Here is a 23839-nt window from a genome sequence, read left to right as displayed (position 1 = left end):
AATTGTACATGTATTAGCATTTCACAAATTTAATCCAACCACACCCGGTTTGTAATATCCGTTAAGTATAAATGTAGTTAACAATGTAATGCGAACCCTAAACACAAGCTTTATATTCCTGGAAGAGGTAATAAAAATTACCAATACAGTTTCTGCTTGGGACGATTTTTTTCGATTAACAACTGAAAGTTCTAACATTCAATTAAGCATCAATTTCTATTATTTTACAATTACACTTTTTATTTCCAGTTCACTGATTACACCAGGCTAGAACAGCCAACAGTTTTTTGCTTGCCATGTAATACTATTTACATCTATTCCCATCTTGATGATCTGATCTGGAAGCATCATCATCAACTTAACAATGTGACAAGTCAATAGTTTATTTTGAGGGGGGCTATATATCTGAATAAATTAATCTTATGTGTATACTAAGTGATGAACATCACTAACTTTTCTTATGTAAACAAATCATTAGCTGATTCGCCAAGGTATAGCTACAAGATATTTCTTCCGGTATATGCTACTTTGATGTAGGTTTTCAAAGTAGCATACTGGTTTTAAAAATGATAGTAAAGGTATCGATACGACCAGCTGCTAAAAAAGTAACCTGCCCAAAAGTATAGTTTAATTGCGTTCGAAATGTAAACGCAATTGTCAAGATGATTAATGCGTTTGTCTTTCTTTAAAATAAAAAATTGCATGCAACCATAAAAATATCTGCATTCGCCACCTTATATATTTTAGCCATACACAGATGCTAGAATGATATTATGCTTGGAAATAACTATTTATAAGGGTATGACATTATTTAATTCATGCCGCTTTAATCCAAATAATGCGCCTGAAGAAAGGCTGTTTTCGTTCAGTCATTTGTTGTTTTGGTTAAGTTTTGAAATGTTACAAAGCTGTTTATTTGTAAATGTTGCTGGTATCTTCTTTTGAAATCTTTGTTATTCAGTTTATATCGTATGTCTTATTTGCCTAAATATTTATTGGTTTTCATTTTTATTTTGCCTTGTCTGGGGCTTTGGGGACAGAGTTATAGTGGATGTGTAATTACCGGGGTCGATTACGCGGTAAGAACAGATTTTCCTATTTATGTCCTTCCAACAGGAACGTCAGAATCTTATGCCGCTTCTGGCTGCATGCCTCAAGGTGCGCAAAACAGTGTAATGATATATCAGAATAGCTTTTCTTCAGGAGATATAGGCAGCAGGTGTTATAATATCAGTCCATCCCCAAGCAATTATAAGAATTGTAAAGTTGTGGTTTCAGGAATAAGTCGCTGCGGTTATGTGGCAACGGTGAATTTTGTTCAATGTCCACTTGATGGCTACAGTTTATTTTCGTTAGGTGCTTTGGCCTCAATCGGATTTGTCATTATCAGAAAGAGAAAAACTTAATTGAGCTTTGCTTTTTATACCTGCTCAATGCCATTTGCCCATTTTTACAAGAATTAAAATTGCGCTCACCCTCCTGTAAAATTTTGAAGCGTAAGATGAACGATTCACAGCTGCTACGGGGTTTCTACTAAAATCCAACATTTGATTGATGAGCAATAAATATTAAATATAGGCGAATTAGTTAAAGGATGCGCAGGCGGGCTGTGGTAAAATTAAGGTTCTGCATATATCGTATCGATAACGATATTCAACTGCTTCTTAGCTCTGATCAACTGGAAAACAACACTAGATTCAGGCTGGGATTGAACCTGCGATCCGGATTTCACATTTGAAAGGTGAATTGCCAAAATTGCTTTAAAAAACTATCTCAAGTAGGTTATGGTCCCGATACAATGTTATCGTTTTTTTGTCATCAGGGTATTATAATCCAATGATCTGGTAATTTTTACCTTTTACAGCAATAAATTCAGTGAGATAACTATCTTTTAACTGCAATTTGTCTTTGCTTATTGATTTGTTTGTTATTTTTGGTAGTAGATATTTTTGGCTTCTAGCAATTACTCCTTTTATTCTGATTGGATTAAACGTTCTGATCCTACATTTTCCACTACCTGTGACAGCTTTGATTTCGGCAGTAAGTAATTTGTTGTTTTTCCATTCCTCACAAATTTGATAGCCTCCTCTTGCCATTACACCTTTTATTGAGCCATCTTTCCAGGCAGTTGGTAATGCGGGTAATAAAAATATTTCTTTATGTTGGCTTTGTACTAACATTTCAGTTATACCAGCAGTAGCCCCAAAGTTCCCATCAATTTGAAATGGTGGATGAGCATCGAAAAGATTTGGATACACCCCACCGCCACCGGTACCATAGTCAATACCGTCTTTATCCGGACTAATCATGTTTAATCCGGAGCAAACCATTCTATATGCATGATCGCCATCTTGTAATCTTGCCCACCAATTTATTTTCCATGCCATAGACCAGCCAGTACTAAAATCGCCGCGCTGTATTAATGACGTTTTTGCGGCATTTGCAAGTGCATTTTGTTTATAAACGTCAATTTGGTGACCCGGGTACAGCCCATAGAGTTGCGATATATGACGGTGGGTATCTTTTGGATTGTCCCAGTCCTGGAACCACTCCTGTAATTGCCCGTATCTGCCTATATGGTAAGGATAGAGCTTCGCCCTAGTCTTCGCTAGCGTGACTGCAAAATGCCGATCGGTTTTTAAAGCTTTAGCGGCATCTATACAATTTTGAAAAAGCTCCCGGATGATGCTCATATCCATGGTGGATGCCACTGTTAACTCTGACTGTTTCCCATCAATTTTTATCACATTTTCTGGAGATGTTGACGGATTTGTCACCAGATAACCACTTTTTGGATCGGTAACCAACCATTTCAGCATAAATTGTGCTGCGCCTTTCATTAGCGGATAACCCTTTCTACGTAAAAAAGCTTTATCGTTTGTGTAAAGATAATGTTCGTATAAATGCGTGCTCAGCCAGGCACCGGCCATTGGCCAACATGCAAATCTCGGCATACCCATCGGATCCCATTCATAACCACCAGCTGGAGATGTTTTTGCCCATATGTCGCTATTATGATGAACAACCCATCCTTGGTCTATTCCGTAATTTACTTTTGCAGTTACTGCACCGTTTTTGGACAGGTGGGATATAAAATCAAACAGCGGTTCATGACATTCGGAAAGATTGGTGTTTTCTGCAAGCCAATAGTTCATTTGTGTATTTACATTTACCGTATAATTGCTACCCCAGGCTGGCTGGATCAGGTTGTTCCAAATTCCCTGAAGATTAGTTGCGAGACCGTTGTGTCTTGAGCTGGCGATCATTAAATACCTGCCGAATTGATAATAGAGCACATGCAGCCCTAAATCACTTTTGTTTGTTTTGAAATTATTTAACCTATTTGTGGTTGCCTGGTTGTATTCTCCGTCATTTCCTAAATTAAAAGAAACCCTAGTGTATAGCCTTCGATAGTCTTTTATATGAGCAGATTTTAGTTGATCAAAAGTTTTTTTAGACGCAAGGGAGATGTTTTGGCTGTTCTCAATTGATGGATCCTTACCTTCCAAACCCGGCGATTTGTCGTATCCATTATAACTTGTAGCGGTAGATAACAATAATACAATTTCGCTTGCACCTACTATTGTCAATCCTTTTTCAAAGTTTTCTGTTTTTCCGTCAGTCGTCAATACTTTTAGCAGTGCCTCGAAATTCATTCCTTCCTTTTCGTCATAAACGATTTGTTTTGGTTCCGAATTTCTATGAGCTACATGTTTAGGAGCCTTTCCAATTAAACGTAAATCATTATTTGATGTATTAACTACGTATTTGAGTAAACTGCTCATTGAAATATTTATGTTCATAGCTCTTTTTTGATCAGCAGTTAGTTTGATAACCATAACCCGGTCGGGATAACTGATAAAACTCTCTCTTTTATAGGTAACCTCCCCCAGCTTGAAACTTACGTTTGAAACGGCGTTTTCAATATCTAAATCTCTATAATATGCTGAAACGGTACTATCCTTAAATCCATATTCAATGTGTAGATCGCCCAACGGCAAGTATCTCGCACTATACGGCCCTTGCATTTTTTTCCAAATCTGATTAGCCTTCGTAGCATCATCATTAAAAATGGCCTCCCTTAATAGCGGTAATAGTTTTTGACCGTTAGCGTTATTTCCAGGTTCAGGAAATCCTGACCATAGGGTATTGTCGTTTAATTGAAAATGTTCGGAATTGATGCCTCCGAAAGCCATACTGCCTGTTTTTCCGTTGCCCAACGCAAGTGCTTCCACCCAGATTTTTGCAGGCTTTTCGTACCATAACTTCAAGGGAGTTTTATTCTTGTATTGGGCAGATAAACTTATAGCCCATAGTAATAAGATTGATTTTGTAAATAGTATCTTCATGGATGGAAAGCTTTATATTTCTCTTACCTTACGATCAGTTAACGTGGAATCTAATCGCTAATTAGCATTGTCGTTCAAGACAAATTAAAATAATAATAAGAGAAGTGTTATACACAAAAAAAGTAAATGATTACGTGAATCTGTCCTAGAACACTTTACTTTTTTAAATACTTACTATATCTATCGTTATCACTGAAAAGTTGAAGCCAACTCGTCATTCCCATCTAAAATGGCCACTCATTTCGCTCCAGAATGTGCACTGATTACCGCTTAAAGTGTGTATTGGCTGATTTATAACGTTTTTAAACTTGTTTTATCGTTTATAAGGTCTTCTGCCAACAGGACAGCAAAACGTACTGCAGATGTGTGGACACTTTATTAACGGGTACGACATAGAAATAGTGATTTTGTTTAGGGTTTTGATAATATGTCTTTGTTGTTTGGGCAAATGGCGGGCTATCCGCTCATACGCCTGCAGGCCTTATTCACTGGCAGGTATCCGATTTATCCCTGTTGCAAAGGAAAAAAATGTTTTGATAATGGGTTAGATCGAAAGGGAGTTGAACCGTCTTGTAAAATGCTTTCGGGGTTAGTCTGGTTACATGGGGCTCTATTACACTTGAATTTTTATTGTTTATGGCCATCGTTATGAGATGGGGTTCAAAGTATTATCTAATGATGCTGGGTATTTCTTCCATTTTTTGATTGTCGTTTTTCATGGATTATTTTCTTTCTTTTTTGCTATGGCCGGTGGTCTGCTACTTTATCTTTGGATCGATAATCCATATGGAAAAATAAAATTTATAGAGATCAGGCAGCAATTAACGGCTGGCGGAAACGTATACTGTTATCTTAGGGGCTTTCTTGAGCGTAAATATCTGTCCGGACTGGCGGCGTATTTACGGTGCCTGGAGAATTTGAGCGGTTAAAAATCTGTTCAGCGAATCGCTGGGGAACGGTAACGAATACCTGTTCAGATTGGATTGACCTTATTGCTTTTTTGCCGGCTTCGCTTTGGTAGGGGCGTTTTGCTTACGCTTTTTAGGTGCAGAAGCTGCACTTTTTGGCAATTTGCGTACAGGCTTTTTGGACAAGGTTTTTTTCTTCCGTGCATTTTTGATCCGGTATTCTAGCAGGTATAGCCTGGCCTGCCATTTCCCGATGATGGTGTCGTCGCTTTTCGGAAGGCCTGTTGGTTCCAAAAGCCCGAGTACATGGGCCAGTTCCCGGGTGCTGTCTGCCTTGGCCTGGTTTTCTTTCAGCCAGTCCTGTTGTTTGGTTTCGTGGGATTTCTGGTATTCGGCTATGGCCAGTTTGATGAGCTTGGCCTCATCTTCTTTTGATCCGGTTTTGCGCAAAAGCACCATCTGCCTGTTCCAGGCGTGGAAATTAGCAGGATCTGTCATGGCGGATTGCCTGTAGCGTTTTAATGCGGCCGCCTTATCGCCCGCTCTTTCCAGTTCGAGCGCAGCAGCAAACTGCTCCTTTGACCGTATCTGTTTTCTTCTTGACATAATTGACTTTGGAACAATTAGCTATGGCAATTGTTTGCTGAAGGGTAATGGAGGTTATGACTGCACGATGACCTTGGCGCTATAGGCGTAATGGTAACTTTGGATTTAGCAATTAATGAAATGAAGAAAATCGGATTTTTATCGTTCGGGCATTGGTCGGAACATTCCTCATATCAGGCGCGTACCGCCAGTGATACTTTGCTACAATCTATCGACCTTGCCGTTGCGGCTGAAGAAATCGGCCTTGACGGAGCCTACTTCAGGGTACACCATTTCGCAAGGCAATTGGCATCGCCCTTTCCGCTGCTTTCGGCCATTGGCGCAAAAACTGCTAAGATCGAAATCGGAACGGGCGTGATCGATATGCGCTATGAAAACCCTTTATATATGGTCGAGGATGCCGGTGCGGCCGACCTGATCTCTGGTGGCAGGTTACAACTGGGCATCAGCAGGGGTTCGCCCGAGCAGGTGATCGAAGGCTGGCGGTATTTCGGTTTTGCACCCAAGGATGGAGAGAACGATGCTGATATGGGAAGGCAAAAGGCTTTGGAGTTTCTGGATAGACTGAAAGGTGAAGGTTTTGCAAGGCCCAATCCCAATCCGATGTTTCCCAATCCGCCGGGACTGTTAAGGCTGGAACCATATTCTGAGGGACTGCGCGAGCGCATCTGGTGGGGAGCCGCTTCCAATGCGACTGCTGTTTGGGCGGCAGCGCACGGAATGTACCTGCAGAGTTCTACTTTGAAGTTTGATGAAAATGGTAAGCCGTTCCACATCCAGCAGGCCGAGCAGATCAGGCTGTACAAGGAGGCCTGGAGGAAAGCGGGACATGACCGCGAGCCGAGGGTTTCTGTCAGCCGTTCAATATTTGCGCTGATGAACGATCAGGACAGGTATTATTTCGGGCAGCAGGGGAAAGGGTCGGATAGTTTTGGCTATATCGAACCAACCCAAAGGGCGGTCTTCGGGCGGGGATATGCCGCTGAACCCGATCAGCTGATAAAGGAACTGGCTGGCGACGAAGCGGTACGGGAAGCGGATACGGTATTGTTGACCATTCCAAATACCTTGGGCGTAGATTACAACATCCATGTGCTATCTGCCATACTGGAGCACGTTGCGCCGGGACTTGGATGGAGATAGGTTAGTTTGATTTTTTTTAACAAATAGATAATAATCTACCTTTGCAGATGAATTACCTCCAATGACAAAAGCAAGTCATCGTAAAATACAGTTATTCCTTTTTGCCCTGTGTGTATTGGTATGTGGGTTTTATTACCATTACTATCAAAGGAACAGGGAACTCGATGCTTACAGGAAACAACTCTGGGCGGAATTGCAAATCCACTCGATCACTAAGCAGGAATACTGGAAGTTATGGGATCCGAAAATAAAAGAATGGAAAGAATCGTTGAGCAAATGTCAATCATTGGAAATAGCTGCAGTGCTTGTGTTTTTATTCAGCGCTGCGAACCTTATTGTGTATTGGCACCATCAGAAAATGACTTCAAAGGTAAAAGCGGGATATTAAAGGCTTTAGTATTTCTGGTTTATAAGTGGGCGCGGAAATGCTTCGATGATCATCTTTTTTACCTCGTGCTTGTTCTGGAGTACTATTCATCAAGAAAACAAACCTAAACATGGAGGAAACGGAACGATATGTGTAGAACATGAAGAATTATTTACAATAGACAATAATTAAACATACGTTTGCAAAATAAATATCTATATGTCAGTACAATATACAGTTTCGAAGTGAAGGATAATTATTTAGCAGCTGTAGTGCTGTAATGTTTAGCAAAAACAAATAAAAGGGAATATAATAATTAATGTATCTAAAGATCAGCTTAAAATTTATAATGCCTATAGATGGATCAATTGCTCCAAATAGCTTATGAGGTATTCGATCAAAATAGTACTTGCTCTACTGGTTTATAACTTAGTGTTCTTTTGTGTAAACTATTTGTTGAAGTTGGAAATTCGGTTAAGCGTTCAGGTGGCATCGTCATTGATTGTATTTTTTGTGCTTTTTCCTCCAAGAAAACTTCACAACAGAAAATCTGAGCAATAATCTGTTGAATAACGTAGTCGGCTAGAAGTATTCTAATTCATCGTATTATTCAAAAGGGATATCACTGCTTAACACAACTGGATAAAAGGACGGGGAAGAATGAGACTTTAGATATTCTAGTTTGTGTAAGAAATCATCCGATAACGCGCTATTGAATAGTTTGGATAAAAAGGTCTCAACCATATCCACATCCGAAATAGCCATAGAATCAAAAAGCAGCATCCTTTTTAATTCTGTGTTTGTATGTAAAATGCAGATGTATTTTCCAACAATGTTTATGCTGACCACATCATCGGTGTGTATAGGTTTTCGTATTGCTATATCCTGGGCATATTCTTCTCCAAAATGATTGATATTTTTAGAAATCTTATCTGGATCTTGAGTATAGTTCAGAAAGTTGTGATTGTTGTCGCCGTCTATGTATAATACAATTGGGTTCTGGTTCATAAAGGTTTGTTTCTTAAACTTAATAAAGCCCTGGCGTAAAAACAAATAGTTCTCTTATTTTGCAGGTTATCGTACATTTTGACTTGGCAATTGGCTAGGTGAGGGTTTGTTTATTTGTTTGTTTGTGTCAGTAAAATGGGGTGTTGTTTGGTTGGTATTAAGAAGGGCGGGAGTTGTTATTCGCTGTTCCCTAAAGGGCCGGGCCATCTGCTGTATCTTTTGTTCCGAAAGGATGCCACGTCTGTCCCTGACAGGGGAGTAAGTATATAAGATAGGATATTGCTACGGATCTGCAGGGGGACTTGAATCTTCCCGAATAATCAATCCTAACAATTGCTACCAGATATATGATAGGCAGTTGCTTAAAAAAAAAAAATAAATTAAAAAGTACTTTGAATTACAAAGTAAATGTTTAGTTTTGTTAAAAAAATCAAGATGATGACAGTACAGGAAAATTTAAGTGAAAAAAAATTGTTTACCCATTTGCTGTTGAAAAGAATGCTGTTGGTTGGCGCAATCGGATTGGTGATGGTCAGCGTTTTTGTTATTGGAGCTGGAAAAGGTGATCCTGCATGGGGAAGTAACTGGCGTATAAAACCGCTTTTACTCACGCCTTTGTTTGGTGCGTTTATCGGGCTGCTTTATGACTTAACTGAGCCACTTAGAAGAATAAAAGGGTGGATAGGTACGGTCTTTTTTGTTTTGAGCGTTTTTGCTGTAATGGTTGGGTTGTGGATGGGTCTGATACTGGGGCTTAATGGCACGATGTGGGATTAGTACTTTTTGTTGATCCCAAGCCGTTCGGTTTATCATAACGCATATGCAGGATTATCAGCTGGCGGGCTGTGCCATTTGAGCTAAATGAATTTGTGTCCGTTATCTAAATTGATCTATAAACAATGAGACACAATAATATTACTGTTTTTGTTCCTGTAGATGCGGGGTGGTGTTTATCATTTCCATGATGGAGCGAAAGGGAGTCGAACCTTGGAGTGTAATGGGTTGTTGATTAGTGTTTTAAGTTTTGTTAATTCTGGTTTGATGCCAAAAAATCACCTCTATATTTTTGTCGGGCAAATCCATGTCATGATAAAAAATGGTAACTAAAAAACTTGTCTACCATCTTGTTTATATGTGCTCATGATTAATTCTGGCTATTCGGCGAATTCCTATTTAGATATTTGGTGATTAGTGTAAGTGTAGCCGCAAGCTACTCCTGTCATGTTAAAACCAAATAACGGGCTGGGGTGCTGAAAGTTGCTGTGGTAAAGGGTGATACGTAGCAGCTGATGATTGGTTTGTTGGTCCGCTGTCTCTGTAATAAGACTCATTTTCTACATAAAACAACTTGTTTTCGGGAAAAAGATGCGTGAATGCCATCAAAAAAAAATTAAAGCCCTATATTTAAAACCCAAACAGAAACTAGTCGTAATGTACAAGTGCATAATTGTAGATGATGAGCCGCATGCGGTGGCGGGATTGAAGCGGTACATCGACTCGGTTCCCCAGCTGCAATTGATCAAAAGTTACACTGATCCGCTCAAAGCGCTTATAGAGATTACTGCAGGCGAGCCTGTGGATCTGATTCTTATGGATGTGGATATGCCTGGTATTACTGGGGTTGAGCTTGCTAAGGAGGTTAGGCAGAAGACTGATAAACTGATCTTTACTACTGCGCACCGTCAATATGCCTTTGATGCTTACGAGGTTGAGGCGGATGCATTTTTGTTAAAACCTTATTCCCTGGGAAAGTTCATTGTTATCTTCAATAAGCTCTTTCCGCAGAAAACGGGGGATGGTGGTCTAACAGCTGCCGATGATTTTATGTTTATCAAGAGCAAGGAAGAAAACCTAAGGCTGATCAAAGTGAATTACAGTGACATTGTTGCGGTGGAAAGCAAAATGAACTATGTGCAGGTGCATACCAGGGACAAGAGTTTTCTGACTTACAGCACGCTGGGTGAAATAGCAAAGAAATTGCTTCCCAGGGAAGGTTTTCTGCAGTTCCAGCGAAGCTTTATCATTGCGCAGGATTATATCGAATATATTGAGGGGAATACCATCAAGATGGTGACCGGGACAAAGATCACGGTAGGAGATTACTATAAGAAATATTTCAACGAGTTTGTTGACGATAAGCTCTTCAGGGCGAAGCGTAAAGGTTGAGCGCAGGCCCTGAAGAGTTGCCGTTTATTGGAAGATCACCCCGGAGCCTGTTGCTGTTGTAGTAAAGGTCGCTGTGGTAGCATCTGTAGGAGTGGTATCAAAGTTTCTGAACTGCTTTTTGGTTGATCTGAATACAAATACGGTTCTTGTTTTTAGGGTGTTTTTTGGCTGTTTCATAATGTTTTTTTATGAAAACTAGCCGCCCTGGACAGGCCCAAAAAAGTACTCGGATAGTACCTGTACTATCCTACTTATAAAGGAAAAAACACATGAAAAAAACTATTTCAGCAAGGTTTAAGGAGTATTGGGTACATATCCTGGTCTGGTTTCTCTTTATTTGTTATGAGGTTGTGGCGGTCGGCCTGATGGTAGGGGCTTTCGGGCATCCAGTGAATTATATTTCTCATTATCTGATTACTATCGGGGTATTTTATCTATCTGCACTCCTGGTTCTGCCCCAAGCTTTTAAGCTTAAAACACATGCGTTCTGGCGCGCTCCACTCGGTGTGGCACTTCTTTTTGTGGTCTTTCTTCTGGCTAATTATTATACTGACCTGATGATGATCCATTGGCGTTTTGCCAACCGTTCGGAGGGTTTTTCGCTTACATGGGCCTACAGTTCCAAGATCCTTTACCGGTGGATCTATGTGTTCGGTTTTTCTGCCGCCTATTTTTTCCTTAAAAACTATCTGGTTGAACGCGGCAGGGCTGAAGAGATGGAGAAGCAGCGGCTGGAAAAGGTGATCGAGGAGGAACAGATAAAGCGGGCACTTTCAAAGGCGCAGAACGATTTTTTAAAGGCACAGATCAATCCGCATTTTCTTTTTAATACGCTGGATTTTATTTACCATAGCATCGCAGAACTCTCCTTGGAGGCTTCCCAGGCAGTTATGACCCTTTCTGAGATGATGCGTTATGCGGTGGATTCGGGTGATCTTGATGATACGGTATCCCTTGGTGAGGAGATTGAGCAGGTTGAAAAACTGATCTATCTTTATCAGCTCAGAAAGAATATGGAGCTTAAGGTAATGAGCTATTTTTCGGAACAGGCAATGGAACTGCGTTTTATCCCGCTAGTGCTGCTGACGCTGGTGGAAAATATATTCAAGCACGGTGATGTTGGCCATGCCCTGCACGAAATTCGCATCAGTGCCACTGTGGATGAGGGTAAGTTGGTTATCGAAACTTCAAATGCAGTAAACCTTAGGCCTGGGGCGGCCAGTACAAATGCTGGTCTGAAAAATATCGGGCAACGCCTCCGTTTTGCTTATGGAGGCGATATAGGATTCCATTTTGCTAGGGAAGGCGAACTTTTTATTACAAGAATCGCTGTTCCTGTAAACAGGATCTTACGCCTGGGAGAGCGAAAACAACTTTTGACCACTAACTTAAACTAAAGTTCATCCCGAAAAAATATCCTTTCATGTAGGTATTCTCTCTTTTCGTCCTTAAAATATTCGTTTTTAAATCTATTTGGTCAAATTGGTTCTGTTAGAGGTGATTCGGAAAGATGAAAAAAGAATTAGTCAGGGTGGAAAATTTATTTGCTGCATTGTTCCGCAACGTTTGCACGGCACGTCATTTACGTGATGAATTTGATTTTTTCTGGAAGAACTCTACCCGTGAAAGGGGTATGGCTGGTATGGCTTACTTCATCCGACACAGTGCGCTGCTCCAGTGCTTTGATTCACTGCTTTTTCTGCTCAGTTCCAGGCAGGTCTGGACTGTCGGTGGCCTGGGTGCTTATGCGGCCAGCCGTGGAGTGGAGGGGCCTTTGCTGCCGCTTACTGCGGGTGATCAAATTGAAAAGCTCAACAGTCTGCTCATCGAGCACGAAAATAACATTAAGGATATATTTAGTCTGCATCGGGATCCGGTAGCCATGGGCTTCCTAGAGCATGAGCTTGCGCACATTACTAATGTGTTGCAGGATTTTGTAGGCTTTTTAAATGATATTGAAAGTACTCCGTCTCATCAAGGTATTGACGGCGCGCTCAGCTAAGATACTGCAGGATGTAGCGATATATCCTGCAGGTTTTTTCACCAGTTGGGAATGCCGTGGTTTATAGTCTATGGGGAGATTGGTTAGCCGTGTTTTGTGTTCCCTTTTGGCTGGCGGGTAACTTAAAGATGCTATGCCTCGGAATGGGTGGTGTAGTATGGGGCGGGATATCTATTACGGGTAGGTTCGTATCTAATGCACAGGTTAAGAGTAGTCCGAAAACAACATATATTCAAACAATTAAAAAGTCAAAATAAATTAATAAAAATGGGAAAAATCAATGTCGTGCCTCACAACGAGGTTGCGCTGTACGTGGCGCAGGTAATGAGAGTTACAAAAATGATTATTTACCGTATAACTTGCATATAATTTAAGCAACTCGAACATTCCTTTAGATGGAATGATCGAGCATCAATAAGTCTGCGTCTGAATGGCGGACTTGAATTTGGGGCGTAATTGAAAATGATAGGCCCTAACCAAATAACTATTAATTCAATAACTAATAAAGACAACAACCCGTTGAAGCTAGGTGAAGTCTAAAATAATGCACTCGTAATATAGGATGTCAAAACATAAACCAATTTCACATTTAAAACGTGTAAGAATTGCCTCGAACAATATAAAATCAGAAAGGTTCGAAGGAAAATATTTTCGTATCCGATCGGCAAAAGCCTATGAGAATATTCCGGTTTTAAGGGCAAACCTACTGCCAGACTATTACAAGGCATTCATTGATGAAATGGTCAAGTCTCCGGATTGGACCACTATGTTGTTGAATGGGAAAAGCAAGAGGACAGTTAGGGACCTGGATTCATTAAGGCTTTTAAAAACAGAAGCCAATTCAGAACTTTTATGGGCCAGATACATTATCTCGGTAAACACCAAGTATATTTCAGAATTTATAAGGTATTCCAACAGTTATTCTAATGCACTGATGTGCGGAGAATATGAGTCTGCCGGTAATTATTTGGACACCATTGAGCGGCAGTTCGGATCTTCTCTCTGGCTAATCAAAACAAGGACTGCTTTTTTACAGCTGACATTGGGTCTGGAACCACAAAAGAAATTTAACCAGAAGATAAGATCACAATTGAGGGACCGTAGTCTGATTAAGTTTATTGTATATTGGAATAGCGTAGCAAACGAACCCCAGACTTCATTGGGAAGATTGAAAGGTGAGCTTGAGCCGATCCTTGACCAGCTGGATCCAGACCTGCAACCCGGTTATAAAGAGTTTGCGGGCTATCATTTGCTGAATATTTTACCTGCAGACCTCGATGGTTATGCACATATACTTAGGCAGAGTTACTCTACCTCGATCATTGATTATTATGAGGCTTTTATATTAGCCCTACAGCATATGGTGGTCAGTAAAAATAGCATAGACCTGATCAAAGTGTTTTCTGCATTGGCGCATTTTAAGAATAAGATAGCTGATGACAGAATGGACCTGATGTGTGCGCTGTTGGGGATGGACTTTCAGGAAGATAAGCTGAAATCTGCGGGCAATCACGCGTATGAACTTTATTTACAAGGGAATTATGAGGAAGCATTCGCGCAGGCGGACAAGGCTCTTGACATAGATCCATGCAATGTTATGGGCATTTTGGTCAAGTCCTATTCCTGTGCAATATTAGGGTCGGATGCTCTAGACCCAGCAGTTTATGATAAGGAAGCAGACGATTATATAAATGGTTCCCTCCGTGATTTGATGATTGATGGAATTAGCAAGGTCTTTAATAAAGGAGTTAAAGGGGTTAATGATATCTATAATACGTTGAGTAAGATAGCGTTGAACTTTTCAAATTTTAGCTGGATATCGGCTATTACGATTAGCATAAACCAGGAGAATCAGTTCCCGCGACGGATAGAAGCTGGGCAAAAAATGCTCTTGAGCGATAGTAAACTGAATCCGGTGCTGATAGATTATCAGCTGGATTTGGATATGGCAGGCCGTTATAGAGCACTGTGTGATCTTATCTATCCATCTAGCCTTAGTGTCGGGTACCATAGTTTCCTTTTGGAGCCGTCAGAGCATTTTGGATTAGGGGGACTGTCTTCGATGCAAGCTGACCTTTTATCGGCCAGAAAATATTTTGAGGCTTCTAATTTTGGTGCAGCAATCTTACATGCAGGGCCACTTTGTCATAGCCATTCGGGCTATTTTGAACGTAGGGCTTATGGAATTATATCCCATGCCCATTTGGAATGCAACGATTTGATTCAGGCGACAAAAACTGCGGCAGATTGTTTTGTCCATAACAGATCATATTACCCATTTTTACCCCTGAAAGAGCTTGCAGCACAAATTAAACCTGGCACCGCCTGTTGGAAGAGTGTTAATTCGCTGATTGAGCTACCTATTATTTTTGATGCGTGCGTAAGAAACCTGGACAGTTCATTTGAAACTGCCAGAAGGTTTGCTTATGAAGATTATTTAACAAAAAATGGCGTAAGCAAACCTTCGGAACTAGCCCGTGATATTGGTCCCAATTCAAAGGAAAAATTTATTTATTATTTAAGGTTCATCTGTGTGGAATCGACAATGGATATGTCAGATGCTTTTGAAGGTGGGACTGAAGAAGTCCTTGCCGAAAGGCTGTATGTTTGTAGATGGTTGGTTGAGATTGATCCGGACAATGAGGAAGAATACAAACAGGAAATCAATGGCCTGGTTCGGAGACAGGTAATTTTAAGCCGTAGACAGGAAATTGACCAAAGTAGAGTTTACGTAGATATAGAGAGTGTTAAGGAGTGGGCACAGGGAGAACTGGCAGAAACTTATGGAAGGTATCAGGCGTACCTTCGTCATGGTGTGAATTCAATTAGCCAAAATTCGAAGAACATTGAAAAATTCAAACTTGAAATTCCAGACACTAAGGACGCATCAAAAATCAATGTACCGGTCAATGAGGTTTTTGCTTTGCTGAGTTATATGATTGAAACTATCGGCAAATCTTACCTTTCCTCAGATGTTGGCCTGGACCGTTTTATCAGCACCCGCATACGGCATGGAGAACTCGAAAGGACAATGCGGATTCCACTTCAGAAGCATAATCTTATCACAAAGAAACAGGCAAAGGATGGACCTTATATGAAAAACAAATTTTGGCTGGACAAATTTAAGGGGTATTCACAGCAGATTGTACAGGAACTAGACCGTTCATTTACGGAATTTTCTTCTGCCTATGATGGATTGATTTCCGAAATAGCAAATAACTGGCTCCAGATTACAAAACCAAGTAAACCAAATGGTTTATTTGATTTTGTATTATTTGAATTTGATTACGAAAGGATTTACGATACCACCAACAAGGATACTTCCCTAAAGCAGTTTGTCAATAATGTCATTAGCCTTTTTGAACAAAAATTAATCTATGTGCTCTTGGAGATTCGCCAAAAGCTTAACAAAGTAGCAAGAAAGGAAGCAAAGACACTTTTAAATAATCTTCAAGAGGCCGCACTTACCGGTGAATATGGACCTTTCCTCGAACTTCAAGGTGCAATAAGTCAGGGAAGAACCGATCTGCAGGCACAGTTTGATAAAATAATTGAGTGGTTCATTCCATCATCGGCGGGAAGTTCTACTCCTTATCAATTGGAAGATGCGATATGGGTTGCTGAAGCGAGTATAAAGGAAGAGAATCCCTTGTTTGAAATTGATATTGATGCAGAAGAGCTTGAGTTTTCTATACATGGACAGATCGCACGCTTTGTGGATGTATTTATCAATATTTTTGAGAATGTGGTGAAACGGTCAGGTCTTGAAATTCCAAAAGCCTACATCAAAATTTGGGCTGTAGAAGAGTCTGATCAATGCATTATGGTCTACTGTAAGGTCGTGAATGACCTCGGTGTCGAAATAGATGCTAATACACTCAGTACCGATTTAAAGAAGAAGCAGGCAATTCTCGATACCGGTGAATTTGTCGAGTTCCTGGCTAAGGATAAAAGTTCAGGGTTATTCAAAATTTATACCAATATCAGGGATATGTACAATGCCGATTTTACACAAAGGCCAAGCGTTGATTTTGGAGTCGACGGAAACCAGTTTCAGATCACTTTAAGTGTCCCTTTTAGAATTTACAAATTTGAACCTGTTGAGCAAATATAATCATGATGAAAATTTTATTAGTAGAAGATGACGAGGATAAAAGGAAACTACTCGTTGATTTTGTTCAACTTCATCTGGAGTGTGAACTAATTGAGGCAAGATCATTTCAAAGCGGTCTGAAGGCTTTAAAAGCGGAGCGCTTTGATCTGATATTGTTGGATATGACCATGCCAACTTTTGATATCAATCCACCAAAGGAAAGCGGAGGTCGTTCCCAATCCTTTGGTGGCGAAATGCTTTTGGCCGAGATGGTAAGAAAGGAAATCAGTACCAAGGCGGTCGTTGTTACCCAGTTTGATCTGTTTGGTAAGGGGGAGGAAGAAATAACTTTAGCGGATCTGGATGCCAGGTTAACCGAACAGTACCCTGAGAACTATTTGGGAGCTGTTCCTTACCGGATAAGTTATACAAGTTGGGAAGAAATTCTGCTTTCCAAAATACAGGAAGCAGGTTTAAAAAATATATAAATGTTAAAAATATTAATAGTTGAGGATACAACCGATAAGTTGCGGAATATTCTACAAACATTGGAAGAAATCAAGGGGATTGATGTCGAAGCTATAGATCATGAGGTGGATTGTTTGAGCGCTAAAAAAAGACTTAAAGCTAACTTTTACGATCTGCTTATCTTGGATATTGCTATCCCGCAAAGAAAGCAGGATCCGGTTGATCTGGATGGGGGAATGAAACTGCTCGAAGAAGTGCTGACTAGGGACATTTATAAAGTTCCCTCCCATATCATAGGCCTTACGGCAAAGGCGGAAATTTTGGAAAAGGCTAGCAGCGGTTTTAAAGAGAATATATTATCAGTTATACAATACAGTGAATCTGATATTGAGTGGCAGCAAGCCTTGCTAAAAGGTGTTCAGCAGCGCTTGCTGGCGAAGATGGCGGCAGCGAATACCGAGCAGTCATATAACTTCGATATAGCCATCATCACCGCCGTTGAGAGGGAATTCCAAGCAGTGAAGGCACTATCAAAGGAATGGAAGGAGCTGGTTTTTCCTGGCGATTCGTCGAGTTTTATTGAAACTATATTTGAGAGGGATGATAAACGGTTCCGGGTAGTTGCAGCCTGTGCACCGCAGATGGGCATGAATGCTAGTGCGGTATTATCAATGAAGTTGATCTATAATTTTCGGCCAAGATATATTTTTATGCCTGGTATCGCTGCGAGCGTAAAGAAATCCGATACCCACGGGTTTGGAGATGTTATTGTTGTAGATGAATGCTGGGATGGGGGAGCGGGCAAGATTTCCGAGGATGCAGACGGAAATTCAGTTTTCCTTCCGGCAGCAAACCATCTGCGGCTGAATGTAGATGTTTCCCAGAGAATGGTGCAGATTAAAAATAATTCGAATCTGTTAAGATCGATCAAGGATGGATGGAAACCGAACGATGTGCCCAACACTGAGCTTGCAGTTCATATAGGGTCGGTAAGTTCAGTGGCAGGTATAATCGAGAACACTGCCGTAATCAGCGAATTGAAAGGGAAAGACAGAAAGTTGCTCGGATTGGAAATGGAGGCATATGGATTGTATTACAGTGCGTATAACTGTGGAAATCCAAAACCCATTGCAGTAGCACTAAAATCTGTTTCGGATTTCGCCAACCTGGCAAAAAATGATCTTTATCAAACTTATGCTGCCTACACCAGTACGAAAGTGATGTATGAATTTATCATTGAATTTGTTGAGTAATTCTTATTGCTACAAAATATATTATTTGCATTAAGCCTAGCCGTAATATCGAGTTCATCGATTTTTATTATATTTATAGTAACAGATAGTAGATTGTGCCGAAATATACCAAACAGATTGTAGTTTTTATCGACATTTTGGGTTTTAGCAACATGCTGCCCGAATTTGAGCAGGAGGCAATGGATAACAGTATCCCCGAAGATGAACTTTATCATGAGTCTCCAACACTAAACAGGTTACTGCAGATATTCCAGGACTCAGTCAGATGGATCAAGGAAAAAAGCTGCAACCATTACCTGTTCAGTGACAATATATGTATCACCATTGATTATGTAGTTGAGGAAACCGAACAGCCAACACTTTTCCTAGAGATTATCCAACTGGTAAATTTATTAAACTATGAATTTATCAAAGAAGGGTATTTTATCAGGGGCGGGATCGATGCAGGCTGGTTTTTGGACAGCCGCGACATGGCAGCTGGGGTACCCTTGGTAAATGCCTACAGGCTGGAAAGTGAGAAGGCCGTGCAACCGCGGGTCATAATATCCGATTCGTTTTACTCGCTTATTGGGCAAATGCGTAGCTTAGGGGAATTCAGTGCGGATGAAGAATCGGTTTTGGACAGGATTCTTGTTGAAGAGGATGGTATTTGGTTTATTAATGGCTATGTTCATATCCAGAATTTTGAGGATAGTGCCGGGAAAAAAGATTATCTGATGATGTGCCAGAAAAAAATAAAAACGGCATTGAATAAAAATATAGCCATCGACCGGGTGTACGCAAAGTATAAATGGACAGCCGATAAATTCGATGCATTTGTCGAAGACTATATCGAAAATCAGGAAAGTTATGAACTTGCAGAAACCTGGGAAGAAGAGGAGCTTTTGGCGATTAGGGATTTAAAGATAAATTAACATGGATTATAAATATTTTCCCGTTCTCAGGGCAAGGCAGCAGGAGATCGATGTGCTTCAGAAATTTGATTTTGGCGACCGTATGGTACCCTTGATTGAAATTATTAAGGATAAGGACCGTAAGGATAACCAGCGAAGTCCTTTTCAGATTTATTCGGATATCATTGCAAATACTCGGGCTGAAAAAGTACTGATTGATCTGCCAATTTACCTGGCTCCAAAGGTGAGCACCAGCTCAGAGGTGAGGACATTTTTCCTTTCGACAATCAGTAGGCTGGATGAGCGGATAGCATTTTATGCGCAGTTTTCAGCAATGGCCGATAGATTGATCCCCACAATATCGATCCTTGAACCCATATCTGAGGAAAGGGACACATTGATTAGACAGTTCGATGTGCTGTCGGATATTTTTTCCCAGCTCGCTTTCCGGATCTACAATGAACGTTTTGATCTTGCATTTGAGCAGCTTCAACAGCTTCAGTTAAGGGATAGTGATATCATCGTTTACGATCTGGAAAAGACAAGTATAACCAATCCGATCGTGAAAAAACACCGCAAATACTTAAGGGATATTTTTCCGGACAATTTTCAGGTGGTGGTGAGAAGTGCCATCAATACGGACATCCAGAATGTAGATCTTGAACATGAACAGGTTATTTCCCTGGCAGACAACAGCCTGATGGAGCTTTTCTCGCTCCCGCAGTTTGGTTTTGATGCTTTTGGAGATTATGCGGGGGTAAAACGTGATGATTTGAATGCCGGCGGTGGCATCAGTCCTGGGATGGTTTTCTACAATCCGGATGACAACTTGTATTATGGTTACCGTGGGCCAACAAAAAACCTTTCTGAATTTGAGACGACGATAATCCCTGCGGTGTTATCCAGCGGTTATGTGCAGCAGTGGGTTCAAACGGGTTCGCCATATGTCAGCGGGAATCTAGGTTATGACCGTTTGGTGAGGATCAGTCAGAATGAGGAACCAGCAAAGAACCAGGCCAAATACAAATGGATTTCGATTATGCACTACCTTCATTCGATCAAAACGTTGATCGAACAGGGAGCGATTTAGAAGTTCTTTTGATATAGCAGTGATGGTTGTTCCTGTGTGCTGAAGAAAAACTGGAAGTCGATAGGTAGGATCTGACCGTGGTGTTTACGGACAAAATTCCATTTATCCTGGTAGCGTTTTTTTAGCGCCAGTTTAAACTTTTTATTGATCATTGTAGGTGTGGTTTTCAGGGAAATGCTTTCCAGGTCATTCCTTTTTCCACCGAAAAATAGTGATAGTTCCTTTGCCGTGAGCATTTCAAGCTGGCAAAGCGAACAAATTCTATCATTTTTTAAAGCCTTTCGGTGCTGTTTGAGTGAGTTCTTTCCGATGATCATGATTCCATACCCCATAGGAAGATCCCGTTCTGCGCGTAAAAGATGTTTTTCATCCAATATGATCGTGTTGTACTCAAAAACACTCGCGTAGTCCCAACTCTGTTTGTCGAGTTTGTCGAGATTGTCCAATGCAGTCTTGATTTCATAACAGCGGCTGACGCCATTTATACTTGCAAAATCCGCACGGCTTTCTCCGACCCTGATCTCAAAAGCTGCTACTGTATCCTTTAGCAGGTAGCGTTTGGCAATCTGGTATTTGATCAGCTCCTCCCCTCTGTAATTTCCGGAAAGAAGTCTGTTGACCTCAAAGTGAAGGGAGTATTTATCGAAAGCCGAGTAGTTGCTGCCTGGAACAACCGCCTCCAAAAGTTCACGCAATTTCCTTGGATAAAGTAGTGGCGAGTAGCTTCTTGCGAGGCTATTGGCCGATATCGCTGTGATTTTGTTTGATGAATTTGGCATGGTGTTGTTGTACAAAGGTAATCATATCGCAATTACAAAGAGAAGTTTTGCGTCGAAAAAATAGGATGATTCTGTTTAATAGTATTAAGGGCAGCAGTAAGAATTTTGTTGAACAAAGGGTGCATATGATATCACTTATCCATACCCATTTCATCCGGTTTTGAAAATTAATAATTGTTAACATTCCTCTAGGACATGGAGGTAGCGTACAGTCGTTCTTCTATAAGTTGTGTGAAGAACTTGAAAAAAAGCTGCATTGAGTTAGATGTATCTTGCCGGTTTTCGGGAACAGGAATCCCCTTCGGAATCGCTTGAAAGTTATAGGTATATTTGTATTGTAGCATAAAATCCGCTACATATCATTAATATGGCAGATTACGAAATAACATCTCCAAGAATTGCAGCACTGGCAGCTAAGTTTTTAAAAATGGATAAGCCCAAGGTTATTACAGATGAAATGTGGTCGGAAATGAGATCTGTATTTGCTTCTACACTTACGCAGGCACCAGATGAGCCAAAGAATATTTTTGCGGAATTACGGAACGCACGCATAAAAATCTTGGGAATAGGTTTACTCCCTAGTTTAACATTCGGTAGAAAGTTAAACTAGATGATTCTAAAAGAAACAACTGTTAGCAAAGAGGCAGTCCTTTTTAAAGACTGCCTCTTTGTATCATGCTCGCCAGTAATCAATGTTAATTTTTCGGTATCCACAAAAGTACAATCCCATGCCAGGTGGTCCATATATTCCCGAGGCATAGCCTCACCAGAAAACCTATAATCGCTTGAAATGTCACATGCCTCCATCATGTGGCCACCAGTTTCGTCAATTTACTTTAAAATAAAAATTCCTTTATGGGGTCACAATTCTCTAGTATAGATCGGTCTATCAGCCTGATATTGAATCCCCATTGCAGGCTGTTCTGTGGAGTTTCCCCTCCAGCGTAAAACGATTGTATTCCCACTCCCATTGTTTCTGCGTAAGACATGTCTTCAAGTCTTTCAACCGCATAATTAAAGTCATTAATTAGTAGGGCTTTTAAATCAGAATGTTTAATGATATGAAATTCATCATCATTGAAATCTTTCAGGATTCTGATTATTGCAATTTCTGCCTCGTTTAGTAGTATTTCTTCCATATCCGATGATTAATCTTGTTAATTTACACTTTTCAATAAAAATATTATCATTTGGAAATCTAGATGGAGAAGCCCTTTCTTTATCTAAGGCCTGCTACCACCAAAGTTGTAGGTTAAGTTTATTGTACCCCATTGGTGAGACCTGCTGAAAGCGGTGTTCAGTTCGCTGGTTCTACCTGCGTTTAACATCCAATTGACTGCAAAAGCATTGTTTCGTTTCCCTGGAAATGCGAGCCCAATACCAAAATTCCATTCCACCGAGGCTTGCTGGACTTCATCAAAAGAAAGCGTGTAAGTAGAAGTCTTAAATCCACCGTTCAGTAGCTCATTGTATATTTTATACATGGGCCTTGCATTGGCGAAAACGTAAGCCTCAGTATGCGATCTGGGGGTAGCTTTCAGTATTCCATGTTGATTGTTCAGATGAGAAGTACCTTTATACCAGTTAGCGGGGTCAAGCAGACCAAAACGGATACCTAGATTGCCAGCAACACCTGTGTAATATCCTATCATAGCCTCGACACCATATTTAACCTCAAAGAGATTTCTTATTTCAGCAAGTTTAATTTTGTCCAATAATTTTTCATATTTAAAGGAGTATAAGAACGTGGGTTCGCCTCCTTTCGATATCTGGTTGTCCCAGCCCATAGGGATAGGGGTATTTGCTGTATCGTTTATCATGTGATGGATCTTGGTCTGTACCCATTGCCCCACCTTTGTTCCTATTAATCCGTAGGAAAATTCTGTGGTGATAAGGCTATTTTTTTTAATGTTCAAAAATAACTCCTTGGTAGAAAGTGCCAATAAAAATGCATATGGCCTGTCTCCAATTACGGGATCGCTTCGCCTTAGATCTAGCGGTGTAAAAGCCGTTCCGTTCAGTGTTAGGGACGGCGAAAGCCGAACAATGTTGGTGTCCTGCTTTTTTTCTTTTCGGATAAAAAGGGAAGATATGATCTCATTTGGAAAAAGCACCCAGCTTTTGTGCAACCATTGCGAACTAAATCCCAGGCCAAATCCCATAGTATAGTTCTGATCGTTAGCTTTTCCAAAAATCTGGACCGGTTTGAAATCTTCATCGGTGTAGAGCATTATACTCTTGGTTGAATCGATTAAATTTTGTGATTGTGCGCTGGCTGAAAGCAACAGCAATAAAATAGGAATAAGTAGTGTTTTTTTCATGGAGTGTGAGCGATTAATTTGAGTATTGGTCTCGGTCACCAAATGCAATATATTTTATTTGGCTGATTAGATAGTCGAATTTAGAAATCTACATTTACATCTAAAATACCCATTACTAGGTATTTGGTTGGAGTGATTATGGAATAAGTAGCTATTCATTTTTATGATTAATAAAGCGAGGTAAGATTATTGAAATTATTCTTTAGGGCGGTTCCATAGTACATTGTGTTTTGATACATTCTTAGAGATGCAAAAAATGTTTCAGCTTTACTCAGTTGCCCATAAGGTTTCATTAAATGAAAACTTGTATCAGTTAACATTCATGACTGTTGGCTAATATTTGGGCCTTTCCAATCGAAACGGATAAAAAGGCCGTGAATTTCGGGCGCTCCT

General features: G+C 40.4%; 20 protein-coding genes. 13 read left to right on the top strand and 7 right to left on the bottom strand.

Annotation, left to right across the window (positions count from 1 at the left end):
* Nucleotides 1-971 precede the first annotated feature (971 nt).
* Complete coding sequence (locus AC1RJ8_RS06905) at nt 972-1406, top strand: hypothetical protein (RefSeq protein WP_492953008.1); 435 nt, start codon at nt 972-974, stop codon at nt 1404-1406.
* Nucleotides 1407-1826: 420 nt separating this feature from the next.
* Here the strand turns inward: AC1RJ8_RS06905 and AC1RJ8_RS06900 are convergent, their stop codons facing one another.
* Nucleotides 1827-4349, bottom strand: coding sequence for a glycoside hydrolase family 95 protein (locus tag AC1RJ8_RS06900; RefSeq protein ID WP_492953009.1), 2523 nt, complete (start codon nt 4347-4349; stop codon nt 1827-1829).
* 989 nt (nt 4350-5338) lie between these two features.
* On the bottom strand, nt 5339-5863 hold the full coding sequence (locus AC1RJ8_RS06895; RefSeq protein ID WP_492953010.1) for a hypothetical protein: 525 nt from the start codon (nt 5861-5863) through the stop codon (nt 5339-5341).
* Nucleotides 5864-5983: 120 nt separating this feature from the next.
* On the opposite strand from AC1RJ8_RS06895, the gene AC1RJ8_RS06890 reads away from it, so the two are divergent.
* Nucleotides 5984-7006, top strand: a complete 1023-nt coding sequence (locus tag AC1RJ8_RS06890) for an LLM class flavin-dependent oxidoreductase (RefSeq protein ID WP_492953265.1) — start codon at nt 5984-5986, stop codon at nt 7004-7006.
* A 61-nt stretch (nt 7007-7067) separates the two neighbouring features.
* Nucleotides 7068-7394 carry a hypothetical protein gene (locus AC1RJ8_RS06885; RefSeq protein WP_493008037.1) on the top strand — a complete coding sequence of 109 codons (327 nt, stop codon included), beginning with the start codon at nt 7068-7070 and terminating at the stop codon, nt 7392-7394.
* 585 nt (nt 7395-7979) lie between these two features.
* Here AC1RJ8_RS06885 and AC1RJ8_RS06880 read toward each other — a convergent pair.
* A complete protein-coding gene (locus AC1RJ8_RS06880; protein WP_492953011.1) occupies nt 7980-8381 on the bottom strand; it encodes a hypothetical protein in 402 nt (133 codons plus the stop codon).
* Between the two features lie 435 nt (nt 8382-8816).
* Between AC1RJ8_RS06880 and AC1RJ8_RS06875 the strand changes: the two genes are divergently transcribed.
* Complete coding sequence (locus AC1RJ8_RS06875; protein ID WP_492953012.1) at nt 8817-9158, top strand: hypothetical protein; 342 nt, start codon at nt 8817-8819, stop codon at nt 9156-9158.
* A 654-nt stretch (nt 9159-9812) separates the two neighbouring features.
* Nucleotides 9813-10547 carry a LytR/AlgR family response regulator transcription factor gene (locus AC1RJ8_RS06870; protein WP_492953013.1) on the top strand — a complete coding sequence of 245 codons (735 nt, stop codon included), beginning with the start codon at nt 9813-9815 and terminating at the stop codon, nt 10545-10547.
* A gap of 24 nt (nt 10548-10571) precedes the next feature.
* Here the strand turns inward: AC1RJ8_RS06870 and AC1RJ8_RS06865 are convergent, their stop codons facing one another.
* Nucleotides 10572-10724, bottom strand: a complete 153-nt coding sequence (locus tag AC1RJ8_RS06865) for a hypothetical protein (protein WP_492953014.1) — start codon at nt 10722-10724, stop codon at nt 10572-10574.
* Nucleotides 10725-10816: 92 nt separating this feature from the next.
* Here AC1RJ8_RS06865 and AC1RJ8_RS06860 point away from each other — a divergent pair, with 92 nt between their 5' ends.
* The 7 genes from AC1RJ8_RS06860 (at nt 10817) to AC1RJ8_RS06830 (ending at nt 20346) form a co-directional block, all read left to right on the top strand.
* Nucleotides 10817-11944, top strand: a complete 1128-nt coding sequence (locus AC1RJ8_RS06860) for a sensor histidine kinase (RefSeq protein WP_492953015.1) — start codon at nt 10817-10819, stop codon at nt 11942-11944.
* A gap of 113 nt (nt 11945-12057) precedes the next feature.
* Complete coding sequence (locus AC1RJ8_RS06855) at nt 12058-12549, top strand: hypothetical protein (protein WP_492953016.1); 492 nt, start codon at nt 12058-12060, stop codon at nt 12547-12549.
* A gap of 562 nt (nt 12550-13111) precedes the next feature.
* Complete coding sequence (locus AC1RJ8_RS06850) at nt 13112-16663, top strand: hypothetical protein (RefSeq protein WP_492953017.1); 3552 nt, start codon at nt 13112-13114, stop codon at nt 16661-16663.
* A 2-nt stretch (nt 16664-16665) separates the two neighbouring features.
* On the top strand, nt 16666-17130 hold the full coding sequence (locus AC1RJ8_RS06845; RefSeq protein ID WP_492953018.1) for a response regulator: 465 nt from the start codon (nt 16666-16668) through the stop codon (nt 17128-17130).
* Complete coding sequence (locus AC1RJ8_RS06840; protein WP_492953019.1) at nt 17131-18363, top strand: phosphorylase family protein; 1233 nt, start codon at nt 17131-17133, stop codon at nt 18361-18363.
* Between the two features lie 95 nt (nt 18364-18458).
* On the top strand, nt 18459-19277 hold the full coding sequence (locus AC1RJ8_RS06835; protein ID WP_492953020.1) for a hypothetical protein: 819 nt from the start codon (nt 18459-18461) through the stop codon (nt 19275-19277).
* Nucleotide 19278: 1 nt separating this feature from the next.
* Nucleotides 19279-20346 carry a beta family protein gene (locus AC1RJ8_RS06830; protein ID WP_492953021.1) on the top strand — a complete coding sequence of 356 codons (1068 nt, stop codon included), beginning with the start codon at nt 19279-19281 and terminating at the stop codon, nt 20344-20346.
* On the opposite strand, the gene AC1RJ8_RS06825 is transcribed toward AC1RJ8_RS06830, so the two are convergent.
* Nucleotides 20343-21125, bottom strand: a complete 783-nt coding sequence (locus AC1RJ8_RS06825) for a sce7726 family protein (RefSeq protein WP_492953022.1) — start codon at nt 21123-21125, stop codon at nt 20343-20345. The two genes, AC1RJ8_RS06830 and AC1RJ8_RS06825, sit on opposite strands and share 4 nt — an antisense overlap.
* 367 nt (nt 21126-21492) lie before the next feature.
* Between AC1RJ8_RS06825 and AC1RJ8_RS06820 the strand changes: the two genes are divergently transcribed.
* Nucleotides 21493-21735 (top strand): hypothetical protein, encoded by a 243-nt coding sequence (locus AC1RJ8_RS06820; protein WP_492953023.1) that lies wholly within the window; start codon nt 21493-21495, stop codon nt 21733-21735.
* A 226-nt stretch (nt 21736-21961) separates the two neighbouring features.
* Here AC1RJ8_RS06820 and AC1RJ8_RS06815 read toward each other — a convergent pair whose 3' ends face one another.
* The gene (locus AC1RJ8_RS06815) at nt 21962-22264 is read right to left on the bottom strand and encodes a hypothetical protein (RefSeq protein WP_492953024.1); all 303 of its coding nucleotides are present in this window, start codon (nt 22262-22264) and stop codon (nt 21962-21964) included.
* 84 nt (nt 22265-22348) lie between these two features.
* Nucleotides 22349-23446: a lipid A-modifier LpxR family protein gene (locus AC1RJ8_RS06810; RefSeq protein WP_492953025.1), complete on the bottom strand. Its 1098-nt coding sequence runs from the start codon at nt 23444-23446 to the stop codon at nt 22349-22351.
* Nucleotides 23447-23839: the final 393 nt, after the last annotated feature.

The organism is Pedobacter sp. GW822-FHT03F06 (assembly GCF_058801365.1).
The sequence above is the reverse complement of the archived record's forward strand: the minus strand, read 5'-3'. Positions and strand labels throughout refer to the sequence as shown.

Coding starts and splice junctions, on each gene's coding strand:
- AC1RJ8_RS06905 (WP_492953008.1), top strand. CDS start 972: ATGTCTTATTTGCCTAAATATTTATTGGTTTTCATTTTTATTTTGCCT.
- AC1RJ8_RS06900 (WP_492953009.1), bottom strand. CDS start 4,349: ATGAAGATACTATTTACAAAATCAATCTTATTACTATGGGCTATAAGT.
- AC1RJ8_RS06895 (WP_492953010.1), bottom strand. CDS start 5,863: ATGTCAAGAAGAAAACAGATACGGTCAAAGGAGCAGTTTGCTGCTGCG.
- AC1RJ8_RS06890 (WP_492953265.1), top strand. CDS start 5,984: ATGAAGAAAATCGGATTTTTATCGTTCGGGCATTGGTCGGAACATTCC.
- AC1RJ8_RS06885 (WP_493008037.1), top strand. CDS start 7,068: ATGACAAAAGCAAGTCATCGTAAAATACAGTTATTCCTTTTTGCCCTG.
- AC1RJ8_RS06880 (WP_492953011.1), bottom strand. CDS start 8,381: ATGAACCAGAACCCAATTGTATTATACATAGACGGCGACAACAATCAC.
- AC1RJ8_RS06875 (WP_492953012.1), top strand. CDS start 8,817: ATGATGACAGTACAGGAAAATTTAAGTGAAAAAAAATTGTTTACCCAT.
- AC1RJ8_RS06870 (WP_492953013.1), top strand. CDS start 9,813: ATGTACAAGTGCATAATTGTAGATGATGAGCCGCATGCGGTGGCGGGA.
- AC1RJ8_RS06865 (WP_492953014.1), bottom strand. CDS start 10,724: ATGAAACAGCCAAAAAACACCCTAAAAACAAGAACCGTATTTGTATTC.
- AC1RJ8_RS06860 (WP_492953015.1), top strand. CDS start 10,817: ATGAAAAAAACTATTTCAGCAAGGTTTAAGGAGTATTGGGTACATATC.
- AC1RJ8_RS06855 (WP_492953016.1), top strand. CDS start 12,058: ATGAAAAAAGAATTAGTCAGGGTGGAAAATTTATTTGCTGCATTGTTC.
- AC1RJ8_RS06850 (WP_492953017.1), top strand. CDS start 13,112: ATGTCAAAACATAAACCAATTTCACATTTAAAACGTGTAAGAATTGCC.
- AC1RJ8_RS06845 (WP_492953018.1), top strand. CDS start 16,666: ATGATGAAAATTTTATTAGTAGAAGATGACGAGGATAAAAGGAAACTA.
- AC1RJ8_RS06840 (WP_492953019.1), top strand. CDS start 17,131: ATGTTAAAAATATTAATAGTTGAGGATACAACCGATAAGTTGCGGAAT.
- AC1RJ8_RS06830 (WP_492953021.1), top strand. CDS start 19,279: ATGGATTATAAATATTTTCCCGTTCTCAGGGCAAGGCAGCAGGAGATC.
- AC1RJ8_RS06825 (WP_492953022.1), bottom strand. CDS start 21,125: ATGCCAAATTCATCAAACAAAATCACAGCGATATCGGCCAATAGCCTC.
- AC1RJ8_RS06820 (WP_492953023.1), top strand. CDS start 21,493: ATGGCAGATTACGAAATAACATCTCCAAGAATTGCAGCACTGGCAGCT.
- AC1RJ8_RS06815 (WP_492953024.1), bottom strand. CDS start 22,264: ATGGAAGAAATACTACTAAACGAGGCAGAAATTGCAATAATCAGAATC.
- AC1RJ8_RS06810 (WP_492953025.1), bottom strand. CDS start 23,446: ATGAAAAAAACACTACTTATTCCTATTTTATTGCTGTTGCTTTCAGCC.